Raw genomic sequence first — 13,394 nt, forward strand, 5'->3', positions numbered from 1 at the left:
ACCTTTCTGAGCGACCTTACTCGTCTTCTCTCGACTCTAGTCAACCCCGGTTCGCAGCCTCGCACTTGCCCTTATATCCTTATTGGCATGCAATCCGTGAACGTGACGCTCCCCTCCAGTACCGGCACCGCGATGGCCGGAACTATCGACTTCCCTGACACCCCACCACAAGCTTTCGCTATCTTCGCGCACTGCTTTGCCGGCTCCCGCCACACGCCGGGTGCGGCCCGCGTGAGCAAGCAGCTTACCAACTTCGGCATCGCCACCCTACGCTTTGATTTTCCTGGTCTTGGCCAGTCCGAAGGTAACTTTGGGGAGACCAACTTCAGCCAGAACGTCGCGGACATTCAGGCTGCCGCTGAGTGGCTGAGCAATAATTACTCTGCCCCGCAGCTACTCATGGGCCACTCGCTGGGTGGCGCTGCTTCCCTCGCAGCGGCAAACGGCATTCGCTCCCTTAAGGCTGTGGCCACTATTGGCGCACCGTTTGATCCAGCGCACTCCGTTCTTCATTACGCCGACAAGATTGGTGAGGTCGACGCCAATGGCGAGGTTGAAGTCACCCTTGGCGGTCGCGCGCTGACGATTTCCCGCCACTTCCTCGAGGATCTGGCTGAGACCAACCCGGAGACCTACCTGCCGCGCCTGCGCAAACCGCTGCTTTTGCTGCACTCCCCGATTGATCAGACCGTCGGCATCGATAACGCCCAGAACATCTTCCTCACCACGCGCTACCCCAAATCCCTCGTGGCCTTGGACAAGGCAGACCACCTCGTGACGAAGCAAGGCGCCGCGGCGCGCGCTGCGGATCTCATTGGGGCTTGGGCTGAGCAGTACATTGTGCCGGAAAACCTCCCGGAGCCCGTCGACGCTGCGACCGCCGTCGCCATTCCGGCAATGGGCTCGCGCATGGGAGTCATCGTACGCAGCAACGAGCACACCGTTACTGCTGACCGCACAAAGAAGGACGGCGGCAAGGGCCAAGGCTTTACGGCTGAAGGTCTGCTCATGTCGGCCCTCGCCACCGCTACCACCCAAACTCTGAAGGCTGCGGGCAAGGAACACAAGGTCGATGCTAAGGCTGTCGAGGCTATCAGCGTTACCGTCGCCCAGGATTCCGACTCCTCCTTTACACGCACCATTTCGCTTCCGGATTCCTTGAGTGCGGCTCAACGCACCGCGCTTGTCGACGCCTCCATGGCCACCCCCATCGACGCCCTCCTCAATGCCACCGTTACGACCACCATCGTGACGAACGAGGCCGTCAGCTCCTAGGCCCAGCAATGATCGTTCTCAACCCTCTCGACTCAGGTGCTCGGTGCCCCTGCGGCACAGGTTTAACCTTTGGCGAATGTTGCTCGCGCTACCACGCGGGTACACCTGCGCCCTCGGCGGAGGCTCTTATGCGCTCCCGGTTTAGCGCTTTCGTCACCGGCGACGAAGACTACCTATTGCGCACCTGGGATCCTGAAACCCGCCCCGAGCGCCTGGATTTGGCCGATACCGGCATCCGCTTTTACCGCCTCGACATTATCGACACCGTCGCCGGTGGCCCACTCGATGACTCCGGCATCGTCGAATTCGAGGCCTTCTACAAAGGTGCAGCGAAAGGTTCCCAGCGCGAGCGTTCCTCTTTCCGCCGCCAGGACGGGCTGTGGGTCTACTCCGCTGGTGAGTTCTAGCGCCGCCGAGCAATCCCCTCGCCCTCTCAACCGCTGAGCGAAATACCCCCTGAACAGCAATTTGTTGAAGCGAATACCGCTGGTGTAATCTGTAGCAGTTGCACCAATGAGTGCGACGGCGGACTATGGCGCAGTTTGGTAGCGCACTACACTGGGGGTGTAGGGGTCGCAGGTTCAAATCCTGTTAGTCCGACAGCTTTCCGGCTGGTCAGACAAGTTCTGACCAGCTTTCTTCGTTTTTAATGTTCTTTCGCGCGAGTGTCATAGTCCACGAGCCCGTCGACAAGGTGAACTCGGCGAGGACTCGAGGCTGCGATGTCCTCATCGTGAGTAACCATGACGATCGTCGTGCCCGCAGCATTGATATCACGGAAGATGTCCATCACTTGGCGGCTATTCTCACTGTCCAAAGCACCCGTGGGCTCATCAGCGAAGATGATGCGCGGTTTGTTGATCAACGCGCGGCAGATGCCGACTCTTTGGAGTTGGCCTCCCGAGGCTTCGGTAATGTCGCGGCGCGCTAGGGGTGCTACACCCAAGTTCTGCATGAGTTCGTGCGCTCGTTCCACGAGCTCATCCCGCGGCGCAAGGCCGGCAAGGAAGGCAGGGAAAATGATGTTGTCGAGCACATTGAGGTTAGTGAGCAGGTGGATCTGTTGGAAGACGAAGCCCATCTGTGTCAGTCGCAGTCGCGCCAATTCCTTCTGGCTGAGCTGGGTGAGGTCTTCGCCGCAGAGTGTCACCTCCCCCGAGGTAACGCTATCCATTCCACTGAGCGCATAAAGCAGCGTGGATTTTCCTGACCCAGAAGGCCCGGTAATGGCCACCATGTCCCCGGCAGCAATGTCGACGCTAATTCCGTGAAGCACGGTGTTATCGCCGAAAGCCTTGGTTACGTTGCGGGCGGACAGAATGGTTGTCATTGCGCAGTCACCTCCGTGATATGGGTACGGCTGATGGAGCGGCTACCCAGCCAGGTGGCAGCGGCAACCGAAAGAGAAAGAACGAGCGGAACAAGACCATAAACCAACCAGGGATTAACCATGAGCTGAATCTGGCTGCCACCTTGACCGGCCGCCTCCATCCCGCCGAAGATGAGTTCCATACCGAGGTTGAACACACCCTCCCCAGCGATGAGGGCCAATACCATTCCAACCGGAACCGCGCACGCCAGCACGGAAAGAGTCCGAGTGAGGTACTGAGTACGGATGCCGTCGTCGGTGTTGCCCAACGCGCGCTGAATGGCAATCGGCGTCGAGTCGGTAGCAATAAGCATGCGCACGAACATCAGCGTGATCAAAGCGGCAAGCAGTGCCGCTGTGGCCAGGATAATAAGAGCCACCGTACGCAGGGAGCGTGCCACGGGTCCAAAGGTTTGCTCTGCCATGGTCGCCAAAGCGACGGGGTTAGCCTTGGGCCAACGGTGAGACCACTCCTCCAGCACGTCCTCAGACTCAACGCCAGGTTGAAGATCAACCAGCACCGTATACCACGTAACATCTTCAGGCTCGGGATCTAACAGCGCCTTAGCAGTCTTGCCGCCGTTGGTGATGTCCTGGTAAGAACCGACGATGGTCAGTGGTTTGAGTTCACCCTGCACATCCACGGGAATCTTCTCCCCCACCTCATATCCGGTTGCGCTCAAGGACATCAAAGGCAAAGCGATATCGTTAGGGGTTCGGGGCGCATGGCCCTCGACATAGGCGGTGGGCATGGTGTCGTGGTTGCCGCTGACAATGTTCATGCTGATGCGTTCTCCGGAAGCCGCAAGCACATCGTGACGAGACGTTCTGGTGAGGACGTGTTGAGCCACGGAATCTGACTCTTGGAGGGTGGCATCAATGTCGTGAGCAATGTCCGCATCCGCAAGCGATTCCGCACGCCAGCCCATGTAAACGTCTGCCTGCGCAATGCCCATGTAGGTGCTGAACCGCGGATCATTGGCTGTGTTGGCTGCAGCGGTGGGCACAATGACGATGAAGGTAGAAATTGCCAGAACGCAGAAGAGAAGGACGTGCGCGCTCAATCCACGCAGCAGCGCTATAAAGCCCAGACGAATATTGGTCGGTGTCCGCTTCGCCGTAGCGAGGCGGAGGCGCGGTCCCCTGCCAACCTCCTGTGTGCCTCCTGCTCGGAGCGCCTCCACGGCGCTCGTGCGTCCCACCCTGCACAACATGACGAGGACAAACAGCACGGTAAGAACAAACATCAGCAGTGCGCCACACATCGCGCCGGCCACACCCGCCGCACCATGCTGCACGCCTTGGTAGGCAGATAGCCGCCGGGTCATCAGGGGTAACAACCCTAGACCAAGTGCCAGCCCCACTACGGCAGCGACGGCAGCTAGCGCAGCGTATTTCACCAAATACAGCCGCCGGATCCTGCTCGTGGGTACGCCAATAGCACTGAGCACGCCAATTTCCTTGACATCGTGGCGCAACGTTGTCAGGAACGACAAGCGCAGAACGAGCAACCCCACTATGAGAAGAAGCAACGACGCCAAGATAATCGCTCCGGCACTAAACCCCTCGCCCACTGCAATGAACATACGGAAGGTAGCACGGTCCACCGTAGGGCCATTATTCGGCAATCCTGCATCCATGTATGCGGTGCTCACAGTTGGGATCTGGGTGTCCGGATCCTGTACCCAGAACTCGATAAGGTACTCTCGCGTGCCGTAGTAGCGAGCGATATCCACAAAATCCGCTTCGCTGACCGCGATACGCTTGGAACCGGCAATCGGTGGATTCATGATTGAATCCCTCGTGAAACCTACGACCGACAATGTTCGCGCACCGGGCCCAGTGCCGATCTCCACAACGTCTCCTACCTGCAGGGAACCCTCAATTTTGTACATGATCGGCATGATGACGGTACCGGGCTCTACCGCGTCGATGGGCTGGTTGTCCTCATTAAGCAAGAGGTCCCCACTCTTCGGTGGAACAACGAGTGAGTTCTGCTGGACGTTATCGCGTTGGTCCACGCCAGCAAAGACAAGGTCAGAGCTGTTGAGGGTCAGCAGTTCGACGACTTGGTGGTCGGTGACATTCGGGTTGTCGTGGGCAAACCTGTCAATGCTGTGCTTATCGACGTCCCCCGCATGCATCTGCACGAGGTGTGGTGCCCGCGCTTGGTCGAGCAAAGCATCGGCTGCCCCGCCCAATTGCGCGATCAGCCCAGCACTTGCCGTCGCCAGCGCGACCGAGACCGCCATGAGGGCCGCAACTGCAAAGGTCAACACCGTATTTCGACGGACATCGTTGCGAAGCATTCGGCCAAACATGGGGTGGATCACCTCACCGTCGAAAGATAGCCTTACCCTGTAAGGTCGAGTTTACTTCAGCACCGCCCTCCCACGTACGGATTGTGCGCCATGATGTCCCCCACTATATCCTCCGCTTTCCGCACTACCTCCCAAGTACCCACATGGTGCAAAGATTCCACCGCCAAGAAGGGCCGCGAGGAAGAAAGTGCTAACCATAGAGGACATATCAGCGTCATTGCCTTCCGCGCCATCGGCTCCGCCGGCAGGAGCCTCACAAGGCTCGGCGGTGGGCTCGCCGGAAGCGGACGGCTCGGAAAGGTTGACGTTCTGGGTAGCTTTTATGAATGGTGCGATCCCTCGTCCCCCATCGCCCTTGGGCCTACGCCTCTGGCGAACCGCTGCTATTCGAGACTGTGATGTTAAGGCCAACACGACACTGGTCAACCACCATGCCGAAATAACCTCCCCCACTCTCGAGCTGCCCACATAGGTCTGGATTTCGAGCCTACCGCTGAAAACCGACTTGTAGAACTCGTGGGAATCGTGGGCGTTGCCATGGAAAGCAAAGCACGGTGTGCTCTTTACTCTTATGCCGCAACGATGCCCCCGTGTCAGCACAACCGTCGATCAACAAGCCCACGAAAAGAGCAAGGCCACACCTCCTGGCTAAGAGCCGGGGATGTGGCCTCAAACTATTTGCGTGAGCTATCTCGGCTACACCGCAGAAAGCCTCCTCAACTAGCGGTCAGCTCGCCACGGGATGCCTTCCTTGGGCAGGTAGCCCAGGAGGTAGAGGTAGTCCATCGCGCCCAAGACAGACACGATGAGACCGCCACCAAGGATTGCAGCGAGGAAGGAGTAACCCACCATCGAGGACGTATCGACGTCCTTGCCATCCTTTCCGTCTTTGCCGTCTACACCGTCACGACCGTTGAGACCGTTGAGACCATCGCGGCCATCTTGACCGTCGACTCCGTCACGACCAGGTGCGCCGGGGGCACCGTTCATGCCGTTGGAACCGTCTCGTCCGTCTTTACCGTCAACGCCGTCCTTGCCATCCTCGCCGTCGCGGCCGTCCTTTCCGTCGCGGCCGTCTTCGCCATTGCGGCCGTCCTTGCCGTCGCGACCGTCTTCGCCGTCGCGGCCGTCCTTTCCGTCGCGACCGGGCTCGCCGTCTTTACCGTCAACGCCGTCTTTGCCGTCGCGGCCAGGCTCGCCGTCTTTACCGTCAACGCCGTCTTTGCCGTCGCGGCCAGGCTCGCCATCCTTGCCGTCCTTACCGTCAGCGCCCGGTTCAGGGGTTTCAGAGGGCTTGGTTTCGTCGCTGGGCTTGGTTTCGTCGCTGGGCTTGGTTTCGTCGCTGGGCTTGGTTTCGTCGCTGGGCTTGGTTTCGTCGCTAGGCTTGGTTTCGTCGCTAGGCTTGGTCTCGTCACTAGGCTTGGTCGGCTCATCGTTGTTGACCTTCTTGCCGTTCAACATGTCAGCACACTTCTGGCCGGCAGGTGCGTTGACCGCGGCAAGCGCAGAGGCAGAAGTAGAAATACCGCCAAGAGTCTTTTCAATCTCAGCACGTTGGGTGTCGGAAAGCTTCAATTCCTTCGCAGCATTAGCGCCTGGGAAAAGACCTGCGATTGTTACCGCAGCATTGAAAATCTTGAGGACTACAGACACACCTTTACCAAAGGCACCATCGGCGAACTTGATGAGGTTAGAAACGGTCTTCTTTGCTGCATCAGGGTTCTTGAGATCAACCTCCGCGTCTGCGTTGTCAATCCGTCCGATCGCCATGCCCTGTGCGCGAGCCAGGTCCCACGTTACGGACTTATCCGCTTCGCCCTTACGAACGAGCTCCTCAATCTTTTCCCACGAGATGGCCCCAATCTTCTTGATGAAATCTGCAGGAACAAGGTCCCCTACTACCGGGATAATCTCCCAAACGGTCTGCAGGAGCTTATTGCCACCGTCGTAGAACGCCTTGGCAAGGTCGAGCTTGCGTTCCAGCAGCTGTCCTTCCTTGCCCGGGGCATCCGAGATTTCACACATCAGCTTGCCGTTCTTTTCCACAGCCGTCACAGTCACGTCGGGCGTCGTGGCTTTGGTGGTCTTCAGCTCGTCGAGAGTGGATGGTTTCGCATCGTCAGTGCCGTAGAAGCCGAAATCGTTGGCACGGGATTCCCGCTCGATCTCATCGAGAGCGTTGTCACCGGCATTGTTGGAATCGATGAGGTTGCCGTCTTCGTCAAAGATGGTGCCATTGACGTCCACCGTGTCAGACCCAGACTGCTCATGAACAAAGGCGGAGTCTTCAAGCGCCTCCACTGCAAATGCCTGAGGTGCAACGATGACGGACGAGAAAGTGGCTACGGCCACCGCAGTGGCGACAATACGGGAGGAAATAGGGCGCATGGTAGTTCTTCCTTAATGCTCAATGAAGAATTGCTTACCGCAACACAATTGCGGGATGAGTTTCGGACGAGGCCACAGTACCGCCCTCTAAAATTAATTTCTACACTTGAGCAACTATTGCCCCTATCTGGGAATCTTAACCACATGCGACATAACACCAGTTCACAGTGTTTACATTCAGAATGTGGATACAGGTAAAACCAAAGACTTGCCGTCCCCCACGTGGGCACTTCGCGGTAGATCGCGCGGATTCTTAGGTCAGCGCGAGGACCGTTCACTAAAAATATACCCTGCCTTTCCTGAGAGAAAGACAGGGAACAGTGACGCAAAACACAGCACCACAAATGAGCCGAAGCCCGAAAGCTACTTCGCACCACCAAGGCTGCGCATGATGCCACCAAGCTCAATATCCATGTAATGCGTGAGAATCTCGAAGATAAAGTCGGCGGAGTATTCACGCAATGGACCCTTGGTGCTCAACATGGCCAGACCATGAGCACCGGCCCAGACAGAAATCACGAGAGTGTAGAGCACCCAAGGTGCACGGGGGCCATCAGCTTCATCGATTGCTTCGCGCACTAGGGACATGATGAAACCGAAAGCTTGACCGAATTCGCTGAAGTCACGCTGAACTTCCGCAGCCTTATTTGCGTTCGGCAGGAAGTCATCCTCGAAGGACATCGGAACGATGGGCCCGGAAGCAATCTTGATGAGCGCTTCAAAGCCGAGCGGATCAGCCAGCGCATGAGACACATAACCGTAACCAGTGGCCCTCAATTTGGGTACTGCGCCGGAACCTTCCGGCACCGCAGCTACCTGACGGTAAATAAACTCGTAGTTAATCTTGTCAAGGTATCGCTCCAGGTAGCTGGCCAGCTCCTGGTCGCTTTCGATGAGATGCTCCGCTTCTTGGACGGTCAGCCCAGCACGAGTCGCGGCACCGCCAATGTGCAAACCAGTGACACCGTGGTCGAGAGCCTCTTCGATTGCTCCACGAAGCAGTGCAGTACGCTTCTCTTCCTCGGTTTCGCGCGGGAAATCAACCGCCTTTGTCAGCAGAGGCTCGGGCTGCTCACCCACCAAACCGAAAGGCGCAGTGTGTTCAACGCGCTCCCCCTGGAAGAAGGGGATGAGCCCCACACTCAAAGTGTCCATAACTCCGCCAAAGGTTTGCTTTTTGGCAGCGGGCGATAGATAGCGGAGGATACCTTCGGCGGCTAACTGGGTTACACCATGGAGATGCGAGAAGATGGCCAATGCAGAAAGCATCGTGCCACGAGCATCTGCAGTGCCTCCAGATTCAGCCATGGCATCTTTCGTCAAATTGTAGAGAAGCTCAAGAATGGGGCACGTGTCAGCGCTGCCACCCTTTTCAGCAAACACTTCGGCGGTCAAACCCTCACGTGGGGATGCCTGTACCGCGGTGAAGGCGGCGAAAGAGGTGGGCTCCTCCACAGCAAAGGAGAAATATGACATCGCTGCAGAACGCAGCTTATCCACCGCAGAGGCATTGTCCGGGAGACGACTGAAGTGCAAATCCACCACAGACAGAAGGGCCTGGTTCAAGGTCTCCTTGGTTTCTTCTACTAATTCAGCGTCAGTTGCGAAATGCTCCTGGGCTTCCGCTAAGGGCACATCGACTTGGTCAGCAACGTCGCGCAGCCGAACTGCGTCCATGCCGGCCTTAGCGATCACACGGCTGGCTTGTTCAATAAGGAGTTGCCGTGAGGGCTGGCCGCCCTTTTCCACACCTACTGAAGTAATCACGGCTATAAGCTTACCCAGTAGCATTGTCGATTTATTTTCAGGCAATACAACTTAGCGTCTACTAATCTTCTACACAGCTTGAAGTTCAGCCTATGAAAATCGTTTTCTCATATAGTGGACATGTAGTATTCATCATAGTGGATAGAAAAAGAGTCCGGCTCCACACATGTGGAACCGGACTCAGCTGCACTGTGCCACTCCCCAAGCGTGCCCACATTTAGGACACCACTCAGGAGAGCGGAGCAAAGACCTCTTTACTTCTGGTCGTTCTGCTCCGGCTGGTTACCCTCAGCGCCCTGGTTGCCAACACGCTCATCAAGCTGATCGCGTGCGGAGTCAATCTTGTCAGCCTTATCCTCACCGAGCTTGCCCTTAGCGAGGTCAGCACCCTTATCCAGTGCAGAGTCGGAGATCTGCTCGCCCTTGTCAGAGTTCAGTGCATCCTTAGCCTTGTCGAAGATACCCATGGAGTATCATCCTTTCTTTCTAACTACATCTCTAATTCGCAGAGGTCGCGGCGAGTAACTGGGGCTCTCCCCTTGATACTGGAGGGCAGTAACAACGACGGAAATGTTCGCCGCCATTCGACACCACAGTACAGAGCAGCCTTCGTCAACTCCTTGCGACCGCGCCACCCACGGTACCTATGAGTTGCGATCTTCGCCACGTATTTTATGAATGCGCTTTGGCCTACACCGGTCCTCCATGCCGGCAGCCTTAGCTGAGAATTTTAAGCTTCCTAACGAAAGTTTACCCCCTCTGGTTGCCCCTTTTCGTTCAACAACTTGCGGTGAGCCACTACGCCTCAGCTACGGGCCCCTGTACCCTAATCTCAGCACTGCCGCACGGATGCGACATCTAGCTCCTGCGCTGAGTTCTCCAGCTTCGACATCCTAGGGTGCACCGCAGGATGTGCAGGCGTGCAAGCAATTCTAATAGCGATTTTTCATAAGAAATTTTTCAGCATTATGCCTTCACCTAGGTCCTTCCCCGCAACCACCGGTTCCTTTTTCGGACTCACATGGCCTGGCAAAGATGACGCTGCTGCCCGAGTACACGAAGAAGTTAAGGCTAAGAGGGAGGTCGTCAAGGGCACTGGCGCCAGCCCGAACTCTGTCACCATTGCCGATAACCTCGATGCCCTTAAGGACTTTATTGCTCGCAGTGTTCAGGCAGACGTTATCTATATTGATCCTCCTTACAATACTGGTAAGGACTTCGTCTACCGAGACAACTTTCGCCAGCGTCGCGACATGCGCTCAGAGCATTTCGGCCAATGGCATTCAGAATGGCTGTCCATGATGCTGCCTAGGCTCATCTTGGCACGTGACGTACTGTCGAAGAATGGCTTCATTTTCGTCTCTATTGGTGAATCCGAAGTGGCTCATCTCCGGCTTATGATGGATGAGGTTTTTGGCGAGGATTGCTTTGCTGGCCAGCTCATCTGGAAGAAGGGCGGAACCGGCAAGAATGACTCCAAGTACGCCATCGTCGAGCACGAGTATGTGCTGTGCTACGCCAAGTCTGCCTCCAATCCAGGATTCAATCTCGATGCGCAGGCACAAACCACAACGCGGTATAACCACAGTGATGAACGAGGAAACTACTCACTCGTACGCCTCGACTCCAAAACCCTGGGTTATCTTCCATCCCTTGACTTCCCCATTACGGGCCCCGATGGCCGCGACTATTGGCCCCACCAACCCGAGGGCAACAGTCAGGTTGCACGCTGGCGCTGGGGCAAGGACAAGGTGGCAGAGCAATATGAAGAGCTAGTTTTTCGACGTGGCTTCGTCTACACCAAGAATTATGAAAAGAAGGGCGCTCGTCCACGGTCCATTCTTGATGGCGAGCGCTTCGGTGTCACCCGTACCGGGCGCAAGGACGCCGAAGAGGCCCTTGGTGTCCAAGGGACCTTTGATTTTCCCAAGCCCGTACGACTCATTAAACATCTCATCGCCATTGCTAGCGGTCCTGACGCCGTAGTCCTCGATTTCTTCGCTGGTTCTGGCACCACGGCCCAGGCCGTGGCTGAGCTCAACCGAGACGACGGTGGCCATCGCAGCGTCCACCTCGTACAAATAGCGCAGCCAACCGAAGCCTCGAGCGCAGCTCGTCGTGCTGGTTTTGGCACAGTGGCAGATATTTGTCTAGCCCGTGTGCAAGCAGTGGAGGGCCTCGAGTTCGACCAGATTCGCTTCATCCCTGAAGAACCCTGAAAAAGTCGCAAGCCTCACCTCCCCCCCCCGCTACGTTTAATCGGCTGGGCGCTGGGAGGCCTCGGCTACGCCGTGTTCCTCGGTGCCTTCCGGCCGGCCGGGAATTCCGAAGAAATCCAACACCGTGTCGGTGGCGAATCCGCGTCCAACCTCGGGTTTATCCCTACTTGGCCGCCCAGGCCACACGTGTGAGCCTCCTTCAATACGAATGTGCTGCAACGGTGCCTGGCAGCCGGTCCAAGTCTCTTTGACCGCGCCGTTAGTCAGACGCACGGTTTGAACATCACCCACGCACTTGTTGCGTTTCTGGTGCTGGTTCATGACCTCCGTCACAGAAAAGTAGGCAGTCCCGTGGCGCACTCCACCTTCATAGTTAACAACGGGATCATCGGTCCCATGGATGTCGAGGCGCCCCACAGGCTGCTCTGAGCACTCCGAGTGGATGCCCTCGTAGTACGCCGCCGATACTGTTGCCACGGAGCGAAATGTGCCCGGCATGCGGCAGGCTAAGAACGCCGCGAATCCCCCACCATTAGACAATCCAGCAGCAAAAATCGCGTCATCATCCACGCTGTACGTCGATCGCAGGCTGTCAACGATAGTATGGACAAAATCTAGATCTTCTTCGGCACTCGTCGTCGCGTAGGGCGCCGGCGACCATGCTTTGTCTACTCCCTGGGGATACGCCACGATGGCCTCCGCCGCATCAAACTGCGTGTAGCCCTCCATGTTTTCAGGGCTATCGTTCCATCCATGAAATGCGAGTAGCACTGGCCAGGAACGTTCAGGAGAGTAATCAGCGGGCACATGGAGTAAAAAGGTTCGCCCCGAAGACAGCCTTATGTTCTTGGTTTCGCCAGGTTCTGGGCCCACAAGCATCGGCGAAAGGGGGACGCCGAGATCATTGGTCCATGTAGCCGGGCTGGTGGGGGCCGGAGGGGCATCGTCATGTCCCCCGCAGGCACCAAGCGCGCCCGCACAGGCGGCAACTGATAAAGCAGCGCAGACGGTACGCAAAAAACGCGGCCGCTGGTTTTCCTCGCCGCGCGTCTTCACGGGTGCCTGACCCCTTACTGTTGATTCTTGAACTATGACCTCTACAAAGTAACAGGTCGGTGCTTAAGATCACGAAGCGGCGCGGTATCTTTAAAGGCATTATGGCCACCACCAGTTCCCCACATCCTCGCCCGGAGAACTATCCCAGCTACCGCAAGGCATCTGCGCAGCAAGGACCGTCGTTTCGGACCTCGCAGCAGCGCGCACGTTCCGCGCGTGCTTTTGCCCATGGGGCCGATACCTACCATGACGTGCGCCCGGGCTACCCGGACGAGGTAGCCGCACTCATCAGCACTGCGCACACGGTACTCGACATCGGTGCGGGAACCGGAAAGCTCACTGAAACGCTGAGCAATCCCGAGGTCTATGCCAGCGACCCCTCCCCGGACATGGCCCGCGTGCTCACTCGTCTGGCTGTGCCTTGCTGGCGGGCCACGGCAGAGGAGACTGCGCTCAGTGATTCCTCGCTCGACGCTATTACCTGCGCCCAGACCTGGCATTGGGTAGATGAAAAACGTGCGTGTGCCGAGTTTGATCGTGTCTTGCGCCCGGGTGGCCGAGTAGTTCTGGTGTGGAACACTATCGATGTCGGAGCGGACCCATGGATTCTGCGTCTATCCCGCATCATGCACTCTGGTGACGTGCAGCGTCCCGGTTTCTACCCCACCATTGCCCCGCCGTGGGAGATACGCGAAGAACTGCGTCTGACGTGGAAGCACACCCTCACACCGGAGCAACTTCATCAGCTCATGCATACCCGGTCCTATTGGCTGCGCAACGATGAGAAGATTCACGAGCGCATGACCTACAACCTCAACTGGTACCTCTTTGAACATATGGGATTTCACCCCGGACAAGAGTTGGCTATTCCCTACCGCACCGATGCCTTCGTCCTTGCCCGCCCCGGCGAGTAGCTGACTTCTGCAACCATGACAACTGTCATGCGAAACTCATGACGCCATGGCTACGCTGTAGGTTCCTTGCGTGTTTAGCGTGAAA

At 57.2% G+C, this 13,394-nt stretch carries 10 protein-coding genes and 1 tRNA gene; 5 read left to right on the top strand and 6 right to left on the bottom strand.

Features of this window, described 5'->3' with window-relative positions; translation table 11 throughout:
* Window positions 1-87: 87 nt before the first annotated feature.
* The 3 genes from I6J26_RS00280 (at window position 88) to I6J26_RS00290 (ending at window position 1,875) form a co-directional block, all read left to right on the top strand.
* Entirely contained in the window at window positions 88-1,275 is a 1,188-nt protein-coding gene (locus I6J26_RS00280; protein WP_181815369.1) for a bifunctional alpha/beta hydrolase/OsmC family protein, read from the top strand.
* 8 nt (window positions 1,276-1,283) lie between these two features.
* Window positions 1,284-1,682 (top strand): YchJ family protein, encoded by a 399-nt coding sequence (locus I6J26_RS00285; protein ID WP_115022214.1) that lies wholly within the window; start codon window positions 1,284-1,286, stop codon window positions 1,680-1,682.
* Window positions 1,683-1,801: 119 nt separating this feature from the next.
* A tRNA-Pro gene (locus I6J26_RS00290) sits at window positions 1,802-1,875 on the top strand.
* Between the two features lie 46 nt (window positions 1,876-1,921).
* On the opposite strand, the gene I6J26_RS00295 is transcribed toward I6J26_RS00290, so the two are convergent.
* The 5 genes from I6J26_RS00295 to I6J26_RS00315 form a co-directional block, all read right to left on the bottom strand.
* On the bottom strand, window positions 1,922-2,605 hold the full coding sequence (locus tag I6J26_RS00295; RefSeq protein ID WP_115022216.1) for an ABC transporter ATP-binding protein: 684 nt from the start codon (window positions 2,603-2,605) through the stop codon (window positions 1,922-1,924).
* Window positions 2,602-4,953: an FtsX-like permease family protein gene (locus I6J26_RS00300; protein ID WP_181815370.1), complete on the bottom strand. Its 2,352-nt coding sequence runs from the start codon at window positions 4,951-4,953 to the stop codon at window positions 2,602-2,604. The genes I6J26_RS00295 and I6J26_RS00300 overlap by 4 nt, the downstream gene beginning before the upstream one ends.
* Window positions 4,954-5,685: 732 nt before the next feature.
* Window positions 5,686-7,353, bottom strand: a complete 1,668-nt coding sequence (locus tag I6J26_RS00305; RefSeq protein WP_115022221.1) for a hypothetical protein — start codon at window positions 7,351-7,353, stop codon at window positions 5,686-5,688.
* Window positions 7,354-7,716: 363 nt separating this feature from the next.
* On the bottom strand, window positions 7,717-9,120 hold the full coding sequence (locus I6J26_RS00310) for a WHG domain-containing protein (RefSeq protein WP_115022224.1): 1,404 nt from the start codon (window positions 9,118-9,120) through the stop codon (window positions 7,717-7,719).
* Window positions 9,121-9,374: 254 nt separating this feature from the next.
* A complete protein-coding gene (locus I6J26_RS00315) occupies window positions 9,375-9,587 on the bottom strand; it encodes an antitoxin (protein ID WP_115022226.1) in 213 nt (70 codons plus the stop codon).
* Window positions 9,588-10,088: 501 nt separating this feature from the next.
* Here I6J26_RS00315 and I6J26_RS00320 point away from each other — a divergent pair.
* A complete protein-coding gene (locus tag I6J26_RS00320) occupies window positions 10,089-11,339 on the top strand; it encodes a site-specific DNA-methyltransferase (protein ID WP_115022228.1) in 1,251 nt (416 codons plus the stop codon).
* Between the two features lie 36 nt (window positions 11,340-11,375).
* Here I6J26_RS00320 and I6J26_RS00325 read toward each other — a convergent pair whose 3' ends face one another.
* The gene (locus I6J26_RS00325) at window positions 11,376-12,218 is read right to left on the bottom strand and encodes an alpha/beta hydrolase family esterase (protein ID WP_115022230.1); all 843 of its coding nucleotides are present in this window, start codon (window positions 12,216-12,218) and stop codon (window positions 11,376-11,378) included.
* Window positions 12,219-12,496: 278 nt separating this feature from the next.
* Here I6J26_RS00325 and I6J26_RS00330 point away from each other — a divergent pair, with 278 nt between their 5' ends.
* On the top strand, window positions 12,497-13,309 hold the full coding sequence (locus tag I6J26_RS00330) for a class I SAM-dependent methyltransferase (RefSeq protein ID WP_115024348.1): 813 nt from the start codon (window positions 12,497-12,499) through the stop codon (window positions 13,307-13,309).
* Window positions 13,310-13,394 lie beyond the last annotated feature (85 nt).

This window comes from Corynebacterium minutissimum (genome assembly GCF_016889765.1).
Classification (GTDB): Bacteria; Actinomycetota; Actinomycetes; order Mycobacteriales; family Mycobacteriaceae; genus Corynebacterium; species Corynebacterium minutissimum_B.

Coding starts and splice junctions, on each gene's coding strand:
- I6J26_RS00280 (WP_181815369.1), top strand. CDS start 88: ATGCAATCCGTGAACGTGACGCTCCCCTCCAGTACCGGCACCGCGATG.
- I6J26_RS00285 (WP_115022214.1), top strand. CDS start 1,284: ATGATCGTTCTCAACCCTCTCGACTCAGGTGCTCGGTGCCCCTGCGGC.
- I6J26_RS00295 (WP_115022216.1), bottom strand. CDS start 2,605: ATGACAACCATTCTGTCCGCCCGCAACGTAACCAAGGCTTTCGGCGAT.
- I6J26_RS00300 (WP_181815370.1), bottom strand. CDS start 4,953: ATGCTTCGCAACGATGTCCGTCGAAATACGGTGTTGACCTTTGCAGTT.
- I6J26_RS00305 (WP_115022221.1), bottom strand. CDS start 7,353: ATGCGCCCTATTTCCTCCCGTATTGTCGCCACTGCGGTGGCCGTAGCC.
- I6J26_RS00315 (WP_115022226.1), bottom strand. CDS start 9,587: ATGGGTATCTTCGACAAGGCTAAGGATGCACTGAACTCTGACAAGGGC.
- I6J26_RS00320 (WP_115022228.1), top strand. CDS start 10,089: ATGCCTTCACCTAGGTCCTTCCCCGCAACCACCGGTTCCTTTTTCGGA.
- I6J26_RS00325 (WP_115022230.1), bottom strand. CDS start 12,218: ATGCTTGTGGGCCCAGAACCTGGCGAAACCAAGAACATAAGGCTGTCT.
- I6J26_RS00330 (WP_115024348.1), top strand. CDS start 12,497: ATGGCCACCACCAGTTCCCCACATCCTCGCCCGGAGAACTATCCCAGC.